The 16,968-nt window shown below is 44.7% G+C and carries 15 protein-coding genes; 3 read left to right on the forward strand and 12 right to left on the reverse strand.

The annotated features are described in order from the left end of the window. Positions 1-198: 198 nt before the first annotated feature. Positions 199-633: a MerR family transcriptional regulator gene (locus tag NZ043_RS02025; protein ID WP_339310441.1), complete on the forward strand. Its 435-nt coding sequence runs from the start codon at positions 199-201 to the stop codon at positions 631-633. A gap of 245 nt (positions 634-878) precedes the next feature. On the opposite strand, the gene NZ043_RS02030 is transcribed toward NZ043_RS02025, so the two are convergent. Continuing rightward, on the reverse strand, positions 879-1,475 hold the full coding sequence (locus NZ043_RS02030; RefSeq protein ID WP_249911922.1) for a restriction endonuclease: 597 nt from the start codon (positions 1,473-1,475) through the stop codon (positions 879-881). A 261-nt stretch (positions 1,476-1,736) separates the two neighbouring features. Here NZ043_RS02030 and NZ043_RS02035 point away from each other — a divergent pair, with 261 nt between their 5' ends. Then, complete coding sequence (locus tag NZ043_RS02035) at positions 1,737-3,008, forward strand: hypothetical protein (RefSeq protein ID WP_339310444.1); 1,272 nt, start codon at positions 1,737-1,739, stop codon at positions 3,006-3,008. A gap of 125 nt (positions 3,009-3,133) precedes the next feature. On the opposite strand, the gene msrA is transcribed toward NZ043_RS02035, so the two are convergent. The 6 genes from msrA to NZ043_RS02065 all read right to left on the reverse strand — a co-directional run bounded on the left by msrA (position 3,134) and on the right by NZ043_RS02065 (position 9,267). Further along, positions 3,134-3,649 carry a peptide-methionine (S)-S-oxide reductase MsrA gene (gene msrA / locus NZ043_RS02040; RefSeq protein ID WP_133385848.1) on the reverse strand — a complete coding sequence of 172 codons (516 nt, stop codon included), beginning with the start codon at positions 3,647-3,649 and terminating at the stop codon, positions 3,134-3,136. A 375-nt stretch (positions 3,650-4,024) separates the two neighbouring features. Beyond that, positions 4,025-4,282, reverse strand: a complete 258-nt coding sequence (locus NZ043_RS02045) for a GlsB/YeaQ/YmgE family stress response membrane protein (RefSeq protein WP_062835823.1) — start codon at positions 4,280-4,282, stop codon at positions 4,025-4,027. 308 nt (positions 4,283-4,590) lie between these two features. Further along, positions 4,591-5,895: an AAA family ATPase gene (locus tag NZ043_RS02050; RefSeq protein WP_339310446.1), complete on the reverse strand. Its 1,305-nt coding sequence runs from the start codon at positions 5,893-5,895 to the stop codon at positions 4,591-4,593. Then, positions 5,895-7,358: an RtcB family protein gene (locus NZ043_RS02055; protein WP_339310447.1), complete on the reverse strand. Its 1,464-nt coding sequence runs from the start codon at positions 7,356-7,358 to the stop codon at positions 5,895-5,897. Before NZ043_RS02055 ends, NZ043_RS02050 begins: the two co-directional genes overlap by 1 nt. 501 nt (positions 7,359-7,859) lie before the next feature. Continuing rightward, positions 7,860-8,678 (reverse strand): TerC family protein, encoded by an 819-nt coding sequence (locus NZ043_RS02060; RefSeq protein ID WP_133385850.1) that lies wholly within the window; start codon positions 8,676-8,678, stop codon positions 7,860-7,862. Positions 8,679-8,955: 277 nt separating this feature from the next. After that, positions 8,956-9,267, reverse strand: coding sequence for a DUF3817 domain-containing protein (locus NZ043_RS02065; RefSeq protein WP_339310449.1), 312 nt, complete (start codon positions 9,265-9,267; stop codon positions 8,956-8,958). 215 nt (positions 9,268-9,482) lie between these two features. On the opposite strand from NZ043_RS02065, the gene NZ043_RS02070 reads away from it, so the two are divergent. Continuing rightward, entirely contained in the window at positions 9,483-10,586 is a 1,104-nt protein-coding gene (locus NZ043_RS02070; protein WP_091027752.1) for a glycosyltransferase family 4 protein, read from the forward strand. Between the two features lie 21 nt (positions 10,587-10,607). Here the strand turns inward: NZ043_RS02070 and NZ043_RS02075 are convergent, their stop codons facing one another. From NZ043_RS02075 to pulA, 5 genes are all read right to left on the reverse strand, one after another. Continuing rightward, the gene (locus tag NZ043_RS02075; RefSeq protein ID WP_091027751.1) at positions 10,608-10,970 is read right to left on the reverse strand and encodes an HIRAN domain-containing protein; all 363 of its coding nucleotides are present in this window, start codon (positions 10,968-10,970) and stop codon (positions 10,608-10,610) included. 33 nt (positions 10,971-11,003) lie between these two features. Further along, complete coding sequence (locus tag NZ043_RS02080; protein WP_091027748.1) at positions 11,004-11,981, reverse strand: transcriptional regulator; 978 nt, start codon at positions 11,979-11,981, stop codon at positions 11,004-11,006. 272 nt (positions 11,982-12,253) lie between these two features. After that, the gene (locus tag NZ043_RS02085) at positions 12,254-12,775 is read right to left on the reverse strand and encodes a hypothetical protein (protein WP_091027747.1); all 522 of its coding nucleotides are present in this window, start codon (positions 12,773-12,775) and stop codon (positions 12,254-12,256) included. 173 nt (positions 12,776-12,948) lie between these two features. After that, positions 12,949-13,578, reverse strand: a complete 630-nt coding sequence (locus NZ043_RS02090) for a 50S ribosomal protein L25 (protein WP_339310456.1) — start codon at positions 13,576-13,578, stop codon at positions 12,949-12,951. A 281-nt stretch (positions 13,579-13,859) separates the two neighbouring features. After that, complete coding sequence (pulA, locus tag NZ043_RS02095; RefSeq protein ID WP_339310458.1) at positions 13,860-16,736, reverse strand: type I pullulanase; 2,877 nt, start codon at positions 16,734-16,736, stop codon at positions 13,860-13,862. Positions 16,737-16,968 lie beyond the last annotated feature (232 nt).

Raw genomic sequence — 16,968 nt, forward strand, 5'->3', positions numbered from 1 at the left:
CTAAGTGCTTATGTATGGAACAGATGAAGGTAACCCTATCTCATCCATCCCAACCACAATTTCTACTCAAGAATATCAGGTTAACCTAAGGGGAAGTAAAGTAGGAATTTGATACGTAATTCAAAAGGATTTACTTTTAATAATTTTCTATTGTGATAAAATAACAGTTACAGTAACTGTAACTACGGAGGCGATCAGATGTTTTTTTCAATGAAATATGTGGTGGAGAATTATAATATAACTGCAAAGACACTTCGATTTTATGAAGAGCAAGGGATATTACCGAATATTTCGCGCGACGAAAAAGGGAATAGAGTTTATACCGAACAACAAATCGATTGGATTTCTTTTATTCTTTGTCTTAAAGAAACAGGAATGCCACTTTCTAAAATTAAAGACTACAAGGAATCTTATGAGATGGGGAACTCCACCTATTCAGAAAGAGAGGAGATGTTAAAGAAACATAAAATTGAATTACAAAAGAAAATTGAAGAAAGTTTGAAACATATGGAAGAAATAAATTATAAATTAGCTATGTATGAACTTCAAAAAGATGAGGTTAGGAAAAATCCTAACCACAATTTTAAATGTCACGGTCTCGAGGTGAACATTGTCGATACCAGGGAGGGGTAAATCAAATATTCGAAATGCTACAACTAACAGATGAACAAACGGAGCTCTAAATATCTATCCAGAAAAATAACCAGTCGCCTATATTTACCTAGCGATTGGTTATAATTGTTTTAAAATCTGCATCTGTCGCAGTCATCCGTTTTTTTGTGGAAGCCTCCACGGTTTAAAACGTTAATCCTAACTACATTACTACTTTCGATTATATTTAAAAAAATCTACGTTAGAGCACAGTAATACAAAGCAACCTAGCGGGATTGCCGCTTTCGCCGGGACTGCCACGTCTCGATTGGTTCGTGATCATCTTCTTCGATCAGTTCCAGTGCTTCTTCCACTCTTCTGGCTTTGAATAACAGAATTAATTCCATCAGGTCTTCCCGGTCCAGCAGCTTCACTCCATTAACTGCTGCAAGCGTCCGACAGGCTTCGGTGTAACGAGATGACGTTAATACAATGGAACGGTCGGCTTCATAATAACGCATGGATGTATATATCTCCTGCACTGCACTCAATCCTACGGGATGGTTCGCACCATATCGCTTCGCTTGTATCACACTTCGTCTGCCTAGTCTATCAACAAACACCAGATCTGCCCCAAAATCCCGGCTGCTCGTTGTCTTATGCACCTCATCGTACCCGAGCTCTTCGAATAAATGATAGAGATATAATTCAAATTCCGAACCATCCTCCATCTTGTCGATGTCCTTTATTGTGATCTTACGAGGATTGGCTTCACTTCGTATCCGTTGTCCGCGCCCGATAACACGCCGAATAATCCAGGCCAGCAGTAGTAATATGACAATAATTCCTATGACCCATAGGGTCACATTTTCACTCCAGTTCATAGCTGTTCTCCTTGTTCATTTCCTATGTTCTATCCAACGTCTTACGCAGATATGGCTTGTCACCGCACTAAATATATCAGACTTCCACCTTCATCGAAAGAAGATGAATTCCCTGTAACCGTTACACTTCACCAAACATGGTCATTTCGACAAAACAATGATAAAAGGTTACAGTGTGTTCGGTTGAATTCAACTTGACTTTAATGGTAAAATTCAACAATCGGTTCTATTTTGAACCGAAGAAGAAAGGTGGTTTATCACTTGCATACATTGACCAAACACAAGTCCAAAACATGGGCTGCCCTAATTCTTAGCGGCATGCTCCTCTTCACCATGAATACAACGAGTTACGCCGCTGCCTCTACCGAATCCATGCCCAAACCGGCGTGGACGTCATCTTCCCTGATGTTATCTGAGGCCAATACGGAAAAAGATGTCCTGATCAAGGGAATCCATGCCGTGCCATCCAAAAATCTTGTATATGTACATGCCTCCCAGCCCGTAACGAAAACAAGCAGCAAAACAACACTGGACTGGCAACTGGACTCTCTCCAAGCATTCGATGCTACAACTGGACAATTGAAGTGGAATACGATATTCCATGAGAAAAGTGGTCCTTATACCACCTACTCCGATTCGGTATATGCCAGCAACGGTACAGCTTATGTGTATATGGAATATTCGGACAAAACCAAAAAATTGTACTCATTCAATACATCTGGTAAAACCAACTGGGTCAAAACGTTGAATTCACCTGCAAACATATCCCTATTGGATAACGATACGCTGATGGTTGCTTCAAGTCAGGGCGTGCAATCGAATGGTTCGGTTCGCTCCGCCATCTCGTTATATGACAAAAAGGGCAAGCTGATTACTGAAAAAACCATCATCGGTAACGTGCTTAAGGCTGATCATGGTCGAATTGTAGTGGATGCCAGTAAACAAACCAAGGTAGGCAACTTCTGGCAGCAAGCTGCGAATCCCAAAGTGGAGATCTATGATCGTACGTTGAATCGTCTGTCCTTCTACCAATTCCCTGCCAATGCAAATACATTAGGAGATGGCGGCGGTGAATCCCTGGCCATTCTGGACGATGGTTCCATCATTATGCGCGCCAATTTTGAGAACACAGGTAACCGACTGATGGGCTTTGGCATCGATGGCAAGCTTGCTTGGGGACGTGCCATTGCTGGTGATGCCTACATTCAGACGGCTGGAAACGGTTATACAGTCTTTACAGGGCAGAAGCTGGAATTGTACACGATGAAAGGTAAAGTGACCGAGCGTACATTCAAGGACGCACAGCCTGCATTGATGCATGTCGACCAGACACAGGATGGTCAGTATCAGCTTGATTTTTCCAAAACAGGATACATTCTTGATCCTCAGACGCTGGAAGACGTGCACATCTACACGACCAGTGCCTCAGTTCCTTCATTAGAAGGTGTCTCAACCTATGTCGATGATGTCATCTATTCCATGAACAATGAGACATTGTCCAAATATGTACTGAAGTCCAATTCTGCAAAATAACAAAAGAGTCTTTCCGGCTCTTTATCGTATACCAATGAACCGAACTAAATACTCGATCTAATAATAAGCCGGGAGAGTTCCATAAGGAGCTCTCCCGGCTTATTCATTGGCAGGATAGAATCATCCTATTTCCAATTCTCGTCTATAAATTCGTCCCGTCCGGATAACGCACGGTCTTCCTTATAATGTTTTTCGTTTTTCTTGTGGTAATCCTGATGATAGTCTTCAGCCGGATAGAATACAGCTGCATCGCGAATTTCCGTAACAATCGGTTGACTGAATCGTCCGCTGGCTGCCAGTTCCTGTTTGGACTGTTCAGCAAGCTCACGTTGACGTTCATTATGCACAAAGATTGCCGTACGGTACTGTGTCCCTCGATCCTGGAACTGACCTCCGTCATCCGTGGGATCAATCTGCGGCCAGTATAGCTCCAGCAGTCGTTCATAAGGGAATACATCTGGATCAAATGTAATTTCAACCACTTCGACATGACCGGTCTCCCCGGTTTTGACCTGCTCATATGTTGGATTGTCGACGTGGCCGCCAGCATAACCTGATATAATGCCATGAATGCCCGGTTGTTCTTCAAACGGTGTAACCATACACCAGAAACATCCGCCGGCGAATGTAGCTTTTTCCATTCCGTTCATCCCCTCTTATCTAAACTACCTTTTACACTTACCACTCCGATGACAGAACAACCTTCTGATCTCTGTTATCCCCAGATTTTTTATATCTGGCTTTACAAGGAGAAAATCTGGTGATAAAGGCGAGTGTATGCTTTCGAAGCAGCTTTCTTGCAGAAAGCTTTTAGCTCCACTTCTTCAGGTTATTTCTGTCCTCTACGTTCTCGTGTAAATGTTTAGTCCAATTTATATAGATAGCTAATACGCATATCTTTATATATTTTAAAACAACAAGAGGTTGATTGAAAGCCATCGTTATGGCTCTCAATCAACCTCTTCATTGATAATGCATTTAGCTGACAACTAATTCAAGAAATTATCTTGATAAAGTTACCCACGACTACGTCCCATCGAACGGAAGATCAAGCTTACGATGGCTACAAGAACGATCGCACCAATCAATGCAGGTACAATGTGGAATCCACCCATCTCAGGACCCATATCGCCCAAGATTACTCCACCTAACCATCCACCGATGAAACCAGCAATGATGTTACCAATAACACCACCTGGAATGTCACGACCAACGATCAAACCTGCCAACCATCCAATGATACCACCGATAATTAATGACCATAACCAACCCATATCATTCACCTCTAATTAAAGTTTTTGTTGTTGTCTGTCTACTATTAACCGCTACAGAAGCATTTAAACAATTGGCATAAAAATTTTTGCATATTACCTTTTGTCCCCATGCATCTTCCTCTGCAAAACAAGCCTTAGTCAGGTATGGAACAGATCGCGTTACTTTCCGGCATCTCACCAGCTCAGGGCTGCGTTATGTACCTCCCGAAAGTCATTGTATGTTAGAGCAGACAAGGTTAGTATCACCAATTGAGGTAGGATTATTTATAAAATTGCGTCATATTATAGGATGGATGGGTTAGGTCTGATCAATAAAAGCCTGCACGGCCCTTACCTGGCTGCGCCAGCCAAGTATGTTTATGGCTCTTATCCAGCTCGCCACGCATCGACTGAATGACTTTTACAATGTCTGTCTGTCCATTCTGATGCCATTCGAGCGCAACGCTCACATACAACTCACCCAGCTGTGCAAGAGAAAACGTGTCGGTCAGACGAGCAGCTTCAATTGTTCCTTCTTCACCAGCAAATATGGTGAAGCCCCGCTGCCGCAAATATTGCAGGCGCAGCGCTTCATCTGGCAGCGGAATTTCGTAAGCCCGGTCAAACCGTCCAGCACGGTTCATGAGGCCCGGATCTATTTTCTCCGGATAATTCGTTGTCCCGATCAGGAAAATGCCTTCTTTTGACGTAGCTCCATCCAGTGTATTCAAGAAAAAGGAACGGACTTCATCCGGCATCGAATCGATGTCCTCAATGATCAACACCATGGGTGCCAACCGCTTGGCAGCCTCGAACACTTCACGCACCGATTCACTGTTGGTATACTCTGTAATCTGCCAATACGCAGCCGGGCCCGGGATACTTCCCGCAATGGATTTCACCAACGTGGTCTTACCATTTCCCGGATGCCCATACAATAGAATGCCCCGTTTGTACGGAATATCATAATCTCTGTAGAAGGAACGATCTGCTTCGAAGAACTGATCCAGCGAGCGGAAAATATCCTGCTTGATCTGTGCCGAGAGAACAACATCCTCTCTTCCCACGGAGCGAGTGATGGACTCCACATGACGATCGCTGCCATTCCGGGCATCGGTGTAGACTGTTACTTTTTTCATATTTTGCTGACGTTCCCGTTCCCGGACACTTCCCAGAAATTGCTTCATCTCCTCATCACCGACGGCAAAGACAAAGTCTTCACTGTAGATCCCGTTCTCTCGGAAAAACGGAACCCGCACAAGTGCTACGCCCCATTTCGGATAAGCAAATACGTTATTGCGAATGGAGTAATGCACACCATAAGTGGGTACATCTCCATCATCGTCGTAATGCAACGTCTGAAGCTCCAGATCCTCGAATATGCGGGCTACCAATTCCACTTCGTCACTGCCATTTTGCAAGTCTTCCCGGAGTAACTCCCAGTATTCATTGTTCGGGTCAGAACTGGCATAAAGCTTGTACTCAACTCCATAGCGCTGGAGGAGCGCCTCACTGATTCCACGAATCAGCCTTGAATAGATGGCGTACCCTTCCACTCGAATTCGGGTATCATGTTGTTCGTCATAGGTATAGATCGCCTGGGTTGGATCTGTTTGTTTTTCGTTTATTGTCATTATTTCGCTCCCTTTACCGCTACAAGCGGTTTGCATTTGGCTACAACTTGAGCCAGGCCTGCGCCGGTAACACTGTCTATAATTTCATCTACATTTTTATAAGCCTGAGGTGATTCATCAATAATGGATTCAAGTGAGCGTTGGTTTACCACGATCTCATCTTCTGTACCCACACCCAGTGCCGTAGCAAAATCTTCCACGCTAATCAATCGTTTCGTTGCCGTCCGTGAACGGATGCGACCCGCACCGTGACATATTGAATAATAATTATCAGCACCCTGCGGCTGACCTACCATGATATATGAAGCAGTTCCCATGGACCCCGGAATAAGTGCCGGATGCCCTGTTGCCAGATAAGGCTTTGGATTGTCCGGGTGACCTGCTGGCAACGCACGTGTTGCCCCTTTGCGATGCACAAAAACGGAACCTTGGTCTGCGTGAGATTCCTCCCAGGCATAGTTGTGCATCAGATCGTATAACGTACGAAATTCACATTTGGAGCCAAACACATCCCGGAATGCTTCGCGAATAGCATACGCAATCAGGTGCCGATTGACAACAGCGTAATTCAATGCAGAATACATCATGTTCACATAATGGCGACCTTCCGCATGCTCAAGTGGAGCAAATACCAGTCTGGGATCGGATGTACCCAGGTTAAGCCGCTGCATGACTTTGGCAATCGCTGACGAACTCGTCTGACTTACATAACCACCCCATGCACGAGAGCCGGAATGAATCATGACCACGACCTGTCCATCATACAATCCCCAAGCTTCGGCGATTTCACGATTCTCTTCAGCGATCTCAATCGCCTGGATCTCGGCAAAATGATTTCCCCCACCCAGTGTTCCAAGCTGACGATGCGAACGATGCCACGTCATATCAGGAACGTGGTTTAACACATCCTCATCGTAACTAAACTTGCTGCTTTCCACATGTGTCATCGCGGTTGATTTTTTCGGTGTATAGCTGTCCGGAATATACTTTTTTGGTAAACCATGCAGCCCTTTACGAACAATATGCTCCAGTCTTATATCCGAGTAATGACCTCGCTGGTTTGCCTCCATCGGCAATACTTTCTCAATGGCCTTGACGAGTTTACGGCGGAGCTTGATGTCTTTCAATTCGTCCTTGTGCAAGTTTGTCATATGCACTCGCATGCCACAGCCGATGTCACTGCCCACGATGGAGGGAGAAACGTATCCGCTGTGTGCATCCCACACGGCTGTCGTTCCAATGCACGTACCTACACCGACGTGTACGTCTGGCGTGTAACTCATATAAGAGATTCCCGGAATCTGCAGATTATTGTTTGCCATCTCGAATACCTTGTAATCGAGCGAGGAGAAGAGCTGTTGCGCCGCATATACGGTTAGGTCGCCTGCAGGCAATTTTACTTCATGCCGGTAGCCACCTGCGATTTCATTTGGATTAGTAAATAAATTAAATTCTGTATTCATAAAAGTGTATTATTCCTTCCTGTACGTTCAGCAAATTCGGTTTGCTGATTCATCTGTAAAATAAAACCAAAAAAGCCATAGGCTAATCGCCCATGACTTCTACTGAATGACAATAACGGAGAACAGAGCAGCATAAACATGCTGTGTGTCTGTCATCCATCGCTATAATATAAGCGAAGAACGCATATCGATTATAAAAACCGCTAAACGATATGCCTATCCCCTATGTCGACCGTATAAGGCCAATGAAACGATGAGCCGGATATGCTATTGTGTCTACGTTGCGCCCTGTTTGAATCAAATCATAACCAAGCATCATGTCTCTCGGCCTCCCTTCGTTAATGTTAGTCTTATATTAAAGGGACTAGAATTCATGTGTCAACCCTTTTCTTGGAAATTGGACCATGTTGCATATTGCATATGTAAACAAAAACAGGAGATTGTCCTAGGACAATCTCCTGTTTTCCAAATAATAATGATGTTGTTAGCGTAACATGATTATTACAGTCCTGCTTGTTTTTCCAACTCATCAACCGGATTTTCGTCTTCTTTTTCAGGAACTTTGGAAGACAGGAACCAGCCACATACCGCAATGGTGATCAGTACAATATAGAATCCGAATTTCCAAATTTTATTTTCCGGGAAATGCTCATCCAGAACACCCAATGAAGGGTGTGCGAGTGTAATAACTGCCAGCTTAACCCCTACCCAACCTACGATTACAAATGCCGCAACTTCAAGTCCTGGACGGGAATGAAGCAATTTCACAAAGTATGAGGCTGCAAAACGCATAATCACAAGCCCGATGAATCCACCGAGGAAGATAACGATAAACTGTCCTCCGTCGAGTCCGCCAATTGCAGGCAATCCACTTGGTGGCAACGCCACGGCCAAAGCAACAGCAGCCAGAATGGAATCAACTGCAAATGCGATATCCGCTACTTCGACCTTGAAAACGGTCATCCAGAAACCGGATTGTTTTTTCGGTTTCTTAGGCGTTGAATCAGCTGCTTCATCTGTCTTATTGCGACTACCCAGTATCTTTTTAACGATGTGGTTAATGGAAATATACAGGAGATACAGGGCACCGATCGCTTGCACCTGCCATACATCGACGAGGAAAGAGATCAGGAACAACGAACCTAAACGGAAAACAAATGCACCCATCAAACCATAGAACAACGCTTTTTTGCGCTTATCTTCAGGCAAGTGTTTAACCATGATTGCGAGTACCAATGCATTATCTGCTGCGAGTAATCCTTCAAGGACCACTAAGACAGCAAGCACCCACCCATATTCTAATAATAATGAAACATCCAACATTGACTCCTCCTTAATATTCTTATGATGTACAAAAAAAAGGACCTTTACCATCACTGGTAAGGTCCTTTTATATCCACAAAAAGAGACCTTTACCGAGCATGAAAACTTGGTAAAGGTCTCGCTAACAACAAAATTGCTGCCAATAAAGCCGGGGATATAATCCCGAATTGACGACTTTACTGTAAAAGCTACTCCCCTTTAACAGGAATATGTAGTTTTAGTTGGAACGGGTTGTTTAACCTGTACTCATCATATTTCATAACGTTAAATAAAGTCAAGCTTTATTTCGTTGACGACACAGCTTACGAAATACGACAACATCGTAGATCATATTCCCCAGTGGAATGAAAGAAACAAAGAACAGAGCAATCGGACGGCGCAGACGCCACTTCTGTGAGGTGTACATAGTCACCATAAATAACAAGTACATTAAAAACAAAAAACCGTACAGATTCCCAAACCATGTGACAGCCTGCGGCATAACCCCGGCATCCCTCAACGGAAAAGCAACAAACAGTAGCAACACGTACGAAATGCCCTGCAACCACAACATTAGCCGGAAGCGCCCCAGCGTAGAATGTAACATTTTTTTCCTCCTGCTTTTATACATGTAACGAAATCAATTGTTCTCGTACAGTATATCACAAAAGCTGAATATCTCGCTTAATGCCATGCAGCAGATTATTCCTGCATGCTTATATGGGTGGTTCATCTACCATTTCGCAGGAGCCAAATGCTTTAACTTCTCATAAGATATATGACGAAGATTGTTACAGATGTCGGACAAGGAGGAGCCGGATCATGAAAATAGCTATGGTTGCACCCGAGAAATTGCCTTTGCCCGGTAATGGTTCCGTGGAAATCTGTATCCTGGGCATCGCTCGTGAACTAGCCCAACGCCATCAGGTGACCATTATAAGTCGTCAAATGCAAGGTCTCGCCGCCACAGAACAGATCGATGGGATCACCATTCAACGTGTCCCTGCAACGAGTCCTGTCATGTATACCAAAGCAGTCATACGTTTGTTATCCCAACAACCCTATGATGTAATTCAAGTGGATAACAGGCCACGAAGTATGGCGACCATCAAACGAGCTTTTCCACGCACACCTGTTGTACTCTATCTTCACTCATTAACGTTTGCTCAGCCCGGGCCTTCCAAACTCACATTAATGAAAAAAGCTGATTGGATTGCCGTCAATAGTCAATCCCTGAGACAAAGGTTAGGCCGCAGATTTCCGTTGGTAAAACACCGGATGAGTGTTGTTCCACTGGGTGCAGATCTAAGCCGCTTCAGGCCTGTTGAATCCAGCGAAGAACAGATTCATCTGCGTACACAATTTGGAGTAACTAAACCTTTCTCTATTCTGTATGTCGGCAGGCTGATTCCTGGAAAAGGTGTAGACGTATTAATTCGTGCAACTGCTCTCCTTCAGCAACAGATGCCTGTTCAACTGGTTGTTGCAGGCAAAGGACCTCCGTATTACATGCGTAAACTTCGCGAACTTGCCCAAAAACAAAAAGTCCATGTTTCCTTCCGTGGTCAGATAAACCATGAGCATATCGATCAATTGTATCGGGCAGTCGATTGTCTGGTCTGTCCGTCTCAAGAACATGAAGCTTTTGGCCTGGTTAATGTTGAGGCGATGGCTTCAGGATTACCCGTCATTGCTTCGGATAACGGAGGTATTCGTGAGATTATTGAATCAGGTATCAATGGATACCTTGTCACCGCTTATAAGCGTCCCCAACGTTTCACCTCTTACCTATACAAACTTGCAAGCAATCCCACTTTTGCCGAGATGTTAGGGAAGGCTGGCCGAGACAGCGCAAGGGCACACTTCAGTTGGGCAAGAACAGCCATGCATCTGGAAGCGACCTATACCAGGCTCATCCGTAAATGAGCCTTTCTTCTGTTAGGATGATCAAGCTTTTTCACGAAATTGCCATCCCTTAATCAAAGAATCCATCTGCGGAACAGGAATGTGACTCATCTCAATTAACTCCATAATAACCATATCTCTCATCATGAATCGTACTTTGGCACACGTGAGTTGATGAAATACATCGTAGAATGCCGTCCCGATCCAACATCCATGAGGTACGACAAGTGGATCATTAACGATATAACCTACGGCTCCGATCGGGGGAATAACAACCTTAATCGCTTGATGATCCAAAAGATTATCTGGATCTTTGACGAGATACACGGTATCCCCCACTTGTAAAACCTGTACTCCATGGTAGTGGTCCATCCCATACATAGCTGCGAATAATTTGGTGCTCATATTACCTGCTCCTTTTCCTGTATTTCTCCATGATTAAAATTTTAAAGATATATCGGTTTCATAACGTTCCAACCACTCGACAAGTTGCCTGCGTATCTCTCTACGAAACTCACGAGGTTCAAGTACCTCCGCCTCGGGCCCAAATTGATACAACCATTTCAAAAATTCTCTGCTGCTATTCAGTGTCACTTCAAATAACAATCCCCCATCCGACATATTCGTCATTCGCGGGCGAACAAACATTTCTTCTTCTTTTATGTAGGGGGCCACTTTCTCAGAGAATCTTACCTTGAAATGGATATTTTCGTCGCCAGGGTCAATAGACCATGTGTTCTTCATGTACTGTGTTATGTTGAAATCACCCTTGTCGAAACCGGCATTTGTTCGTGTCACATCCAAAAAACGGCTAATTCGAAACAATCGAACTTTTTGCAGCAAATGGCAGTATCCGATCAAATAAAAACGTTGATCACGTGGAATGAGATAATAGGGATCGATATCCCGGACTGTGATCTCATTTCTTGTCAGCGTATGATATTGAGTACGAATGGTTTGCTGGCTTAGAATAGATTCAATAATGGGAATCAGCAAATTAGGGTCTTTTCCTTCCTCGCGATAAGCTGGCGTGCCCATCCGAATAATTCCCGCAATATTCTCTACAATGTCACTGTTTCTTGATTTTAATTTGGTATGAGCCGACATGACCTTGTCAAACGCTGAATCAAACTCAGCAGGTAACTTGGAGGTATCAACTACGGACGGAAGCATGGAGAAGACCATCGCTTCCTGTTCAGTAAAATCTAATGGATACATCGCAAACTCACCAATAAATCGGTAACCCTTGCCGTATCCTTCATTCATAATCGGGGCGACCCTATCCAAAATCCGGAGATCACGATAAATCGTGCGTACAGTCGTACCGCATTTCAGCGCCAACTCCTTGGCCGAAATTCCAGGATTTGCTTGTATAGCCTGAAGTATACGCAGCAGACGAATTAATTTCTCTGTCATGTAGTTTCTCCCCTTCGATATTTTATCGGCAAGGAAAACTAGTTCCTTTAGTACAGAACTAAATCTTTAGTCCCAATATCATTTTCGCAATTTCACCATTTTTGTATAGTCCAATTGCACTCTTACCCCCTTTTAATATACATTCTCTTACTTGCTTGCGTAAAACATTAACCCAAAAGCCCTTAAACCTAAGCCTGAAAGCCTATACAATTTTCTAAAAATAATACAAAAAAAGCCCTGATCTCTACAAAGAGACAAGGCTTTTCTCGGAATTACTGGTTATGCAACTGTAATAATTGATCCATCACATTTGCCATATGCTCACAGAGTTCAGGAATGTCCCCCATCTGGTCTTCATTCACACTGCGGTCAAAATAAACGTGAGCCGTGACGTTATACATGATTGGCTGTTCATCAAATATATATCGGATGTTCTGGCACATCCTCTGCTCAGGCCAGCTCTTCTGTAATATCGGACGAATAACCGGGCACTGCTTCTCAGGTTCCTTCACAACCATACTAAACCGTAGTTCCAAACGGCAACCCGGATTCGCACCAGGCGTCTCCAGGATCTCCGCTGCAAGCTCCTCAAGGGAACTGCTTAATACAACTTCCCCTGTTACTTCCGGGTGATCCCTGAGACAGAATTGTAATGTGAACTCTCTGGACATCACTGCCATCTCCAGGCGATCGTTACGCCCCGTAATCTGAATACGTTCGTCCAGGTTATCCATATCATAGAGATAATTCTCAAACCCGACTTTCAGATTGTCATACACCGTTGGATCAAACATTGAATTAAACCTACTTTCTAACCCTTTAACATGTATTGTAGTACATTCTCATTTTTCATGCGACTAGCACAATCTTTTGTCCTGGAAATTTAAAAAGCCCAGTCACTAGGACTGGGCTTAGGCTAAGCATGGGATCTGATGAGATCCCTGAGCTTCGCTTATTCTTCTGTAGCTTATTCTTCGGTAGCTTTTTCTTCAGCTGCTGGTTCAGCTTCCTCAGCAGAAGCTGTTGGCTCTTCCTCAGCCGCTTGTGGCGGCATGACGGACGCGATAATCGAATCAGGTGAAGTTACGAGTGTCAAACCTTTATCCAGTTTGATATCCGCAGCAGTCAAGCGATCGCCAATATCCAATCCGCTAACATCCACCTCAATGGACGTTGGCAGATCCGCAGGCAATCCTTCTACTTCCAATTGTGTTTCTTGTGTCTGGAATACACCGCCAGCTTTTGAGCCAGCCGCTGTACCCTGGAAGTCGATCGATACACTTACACTGATTGGCTTGTTCTTGGAAATTTGCAAAAAGTCTACGTGCAGCAAACGTCCGTTACGCTCTTGCTGATCCTTGATCAGCACCGGAACCGTTTTACCGCCCTCCACATTCAGGTTGAACATTTCGGAGCGGCCTGTGCGCGCCACTTTCAGCATTTCTTTTTCATCTACATGTATTGAAGCACCTTCAAGTCCCGGGCCGTAAACGACTGCGGGAACTCGTCCGCCTTGTCTTAACAGGCGCAGTGCTGCACCTTTCTTTTCCGTTCTTGGCGTTGCTGTAAGTTGAGCCATTTTTCCGTTGGATTTCATGATTGAACATCCTCCTTCAAGGGATCACTACATTATATTTGTTGGAAAGCGCTAAAGCGTCGCTTATAGACCATAATTGGTCTTTTTTCCTTTGGCCGAATCGTGGGCCATATCTATATTTACCCCAATGATAGAGGATCTCAAACACGAAACAGGACAATTAATTATTTTTTGGCAAGTTATGCGGCTTATAATCAGACCAAAAAAGCAGTCGGAATCTCTTCCAACTGCTGGTTTAACAAGGTTTTGACGAACTACATTCGACGTTATAAATAAAGAAACTATGCGCTATTACGATCCTCTGTTTTTTCACTTTCACGAATGATCTGCATCTCGTCTGATCCACTACGGACAATAATGTGTACATCCCCGTCTTCAGGTACAATGTCCACGTAACGGTCTCCGCACGTATCTTTAGCTTCCCATTCGTTCAATCGAATGATCAATCCCAGGTGATGCAGACCCGGAGCAACGCGGAAACGGGCTTCGGCGGTATTTCCGACTTGTTCCAGCCGTACTGCTCCGTCCTCCATACCTGTGCCCCATACCCAGACATCCCAACCTTCATAGTGCTGGTCTTCCCGTTCGTATCGAAGCGTGACGGTTCGCGAAATCTGTTTATGAATCGTTACGCCAAGCGTTGCCCGGATTCCTCCAGCTTCAGCAATAATATGGGTTACTCCAGGTGTCATCGCACGTACGATCCCTGCTGCACTAACCGCTGCAAGTTCTGGATGAGAAGAGCTCCAGCGTATATTTGAATCCTGAAGCGGCTGACCAAATTGATCCAGAACCAAAGCACGGAAGCGACTGATTCGAGTCATGTACATGATAGGTTCGCCCACAATTTCGATTCGTTCAGCATGACGATAATCCACTTGTAACATACAGCTTGCCGTTATGTCCCCACAGTGGACTGTAATCGAAGCTTCCCCCCGTTCCAGTGCATGGATTGTTCCATCAGGCTGGATCTGAATAATATCCGGATCAGAAGAAGTCCAGGTAACTGGAGCTTTTTCCACCACATTGCCAATGCTGTCCCTTACAATCGCTCGCAGTTGAGTGGTCTCCTTCGGACTATATACCTGGCGAGGAAAACTAATCTCCACTGTTGATGGTTCAGCGCCTCCAGCATGCTCTGTGTCATACAGTACCATTAAGGACCATCGTTCTACCTGAACAGTACCACGAACAGTCTCAATCAAGTCTGTGCCTGCCTGATGATCATTGACTACAACATGCCAGTCCCCTTCCCCCAGGTCGACATGCTGCTCATGTTCCGTTCCGTTATAGATGACCATAATCTGATTCCAGGTGTCCTGATTCGCACCATCCTGAAGTATAAAGGCAACTACATTGCCATCCGCACGAATAACACGAAGGTGATTTCGTACCTGTTCAGCATCAATCATACGAAAAGCGGGATGTGTTCGCCGCAAATGAATAAGACCACGATAGTAGTCGAACACCGGTCTGAACCGTGATTTGTTGGCCCATGTGATGGCGTTCACCGCATCCCCGCTCCGATAACTGTTATGATCACCGGCTTTGGATCTGAGCATCTCATCCCCTGAATGCAGAAACGGAATTCCCTGAGAAGTAAGCAGAATCCCGGAAGACAGTAAAGAGCGACGAACCATCTCATGATTCAAAACATCATCTGCATCCACATACCGATAAGGATCTGCTGCTTTTACAGCGGACTCAGCACTCCCACCACCTACGGGCTGTCCGTCCTTCCATACGGGAAATCCTAATTCATGCCTAAGGTTCATCGTTGTTGCAATTTTATCCCACAGATTGAGATTGTCATGGGCAGTCACATAATTGACAACTTCCACAGGTGAAGATGTGAAATCATCCAGTCCTCCCGCTAATCCCCTAATAAGCTCATATTCCTGCCCTCCGGCACCCGTGACAAACCCTCTGCCACTGCCATCACTATCGCCCTTGATTGCACTGCGAAAATGATCATTAAATACAGCAAATCCCTGACCTCGCTGGGTTCCTTTTAATGTTTTGCGGTCCAAAGGTGAGTCTCCACCCATCCAGGGTTCCCCATAGATCAGAAACGCCGGATCGATCTGCTCCCTCAATTCGCGTGTCAATTCATTCATCGTTTCCGTATCAATCAGGGCCATAAGGTCAAATCGAAATCCGTCCACATGATATTCTTCTGCCCAATATCGGAGAGAATCCAGAATATATTTTCGCACCATTGGACGTTCTGTCGCCAATTCATTGCCTACACCCGAACCATTACTGAGGGTGCCATCCTCCCGATAACGGTAATAATAGCCTGGTACAACTCGTTCAAAAGGCCCCTCTTCCACGCTATAAGTGTGATTATAGACAACATCAAGAACAACGCGAATGCCTTGTCTGTGCAGCGATTGAACCAGGGATTTGAACTCCCGGATGCGAACTGCAGGATCACGAGGATCTGTCGCATACGAACCTTCGGGAACGTTATAATGCTGGGGATCATACCCCCAGTTGTATGGTGCTCTGACATTTGAACCCACATCCGCCGTAGCGAGTTCATTCACCGTCTGATAATCCGCCACAGGCAGAAGATGTACATGAGTGACTCCCAATTCGGCAAGATGGTCTACGCCAATACTATTGCCTGCTCTATCCGTCAGACCGGATGCCGTGAATGCCAGATATTTCCCCTTATACGGAATATCTGCATGTGGGTCTGAGGAGAAATCACGGACATGTAACTCATATAACACGGCATCGACAGGACGCAGAAAAGCAGGTTTGACATCCAGGTCCCAATCGACTGGATTGGTGGTCTCCGGATCGATAATAGCCGTTCGTTGCCCATTAGCCGTTACCGCTCTGGCATAAGGATCAACAACCACTTCAATCCGCTGATCATCATGAATAATTCGGTACATATAATAATGTCCTGCCCAATCGCCGCTGAGCTTCAGACTCCATATTCCGTCCGCATCGCGCGTCAGAGTATGTTCCTGCCCATTTTCATGATCTTGTACTTTACCATCCTCGTTGTAATGCCCTTCATCGTCAAAAATCAATATATAAACCTGTTGTGCCGTAGGTGCCCACAATTTAAAAGTACTTGCAGCACGAGTATATGTTAAGCCAAGATCGTTGCCTTCGTAACGAAAAGAAGTCCATTCCGGCATCGTTCCCACCGCCTTTATATCCATTGATTTCGTGTTGTCCCGATGTTACGGAGCGGGACGTGTTTTGTCAACCCGGGGTTGTCTGTACTGATCAATATCGGTTCAATTTGCGTATTCAATTAGCAATCGCTTTCAAAATATAGGATATGAAAACAAGCGCCATAGATTGACAGCATTTGTACCTGTCCCGACAAAAAAAAGTTTGAAATATACAAGAATAAATTGCAGGATG

Origin of the sequence: Paenibacillus sp. FSL k6-2145 (assembly GCF_037976585.1) — a bacterium.
Lineage (GTDB): Bacteria > Bacillota > Bacilli > Paenibacillales > Paenibacillaceae > Paenibacillus.

What these genes read in the sequence shown, in the direction of transcription:
- NZ043_RS02075 (WP_091027751.1), bottom strand. Translation starts at nt 10,970, where the DNA reads ATGAGCACCAAATTATTCGCAGCTATGTATGGGATGGACCACTACCAT.
- NZ043_RS02090 (WP_339310456.1), bottom strand. Translation starts at nt 13,578, where the DNA reads ATGAAATCCAACGGAAAAATGGCTCAACTTACAGCAACGCCAAGAACG.
- NZ043_RS02070 (WP_091027752.1), top strand. Translation starts at nt 9,483, where the DNA reads ATGAAAATAGCTATGGTTGCACCCGAGAAATTGCCTTTGCCCGGTAAT.
- NZ043_RS02030 (WP_249911922.1), bottom strand. Translation starts at nt 1,475, where the DNA reads ATGAACTGGAGTGAAAATGTGACCCTATGGGTCATAGGAATTATTGTC.
- NZ043_RS02050 (WP_339310446.1), bottom strand. Translation starts at nt 5,895, where the DNA reads ATGACAATAAACGAAAAACAAACAGATCCAACCCAGGCGATCTATACC.
- NZ043_RS02080 (WP_091027748.1), bottom strand. Translation starts at nt 11,981, where the DNA reads ATGACAGAGAAATTAATTCGTCTGCTGCGTATACTTCAGGCTATACAA.
- NZ043_RS02055 (WP_339310447.1), bottom strand. Translation starts at nt 7,358, where the DNA reads ATGAATACAGAATTTAATTTATTTACTAATCCAAATGAAATCGCAGGT.
- NZ043_RS02045 (WP_062835823.1), bottom strand. Translation starts at nt 4,282, where the DNA reads ATGGGTTGGTTATGGTCATTAATTATCGGTGGTATCATTGGATGGTTG.
- msrA (WP_133385848.1), bottom strand. Translation starts at nt 3,649, where the DNA reads ATGGAAAAAGCTACATTCGCCGGCGGATGTTTCTGGTGTATGGTTACA.
- NZ043_RS02085 (WP_091027747.1), bottom strand. Translation starts at nt 12,775, where the DNA reads ATGTTTGATCCAACGGTGTATGACAATCTGAAAGTCGGGTTTGAGAAT.
- NZ043_RS02025 (WP_339310441.1), top strand. Translation starts at nt 199, where the DNA reads ATGTTTTTTTCAATGAAATATGTGGTGGAGAATTATAATATAACTGCA.
- NZ043_RS02065 (WP_339310449.1), bottom strand. Translation starts at nt 9,267, where the DNA reads ATGTTACATTCTACGCTGGGGCGCTTCCGGCTAATGTTGTGGTTGCAG.
- pulA (WP_339310458.1), bottom strand. Translation starts at nt 16,736, where the DNA reads ATGCCGGAATGGACTTCTTTTCGTTACGAAGGCAACGATCTTGGCTTA.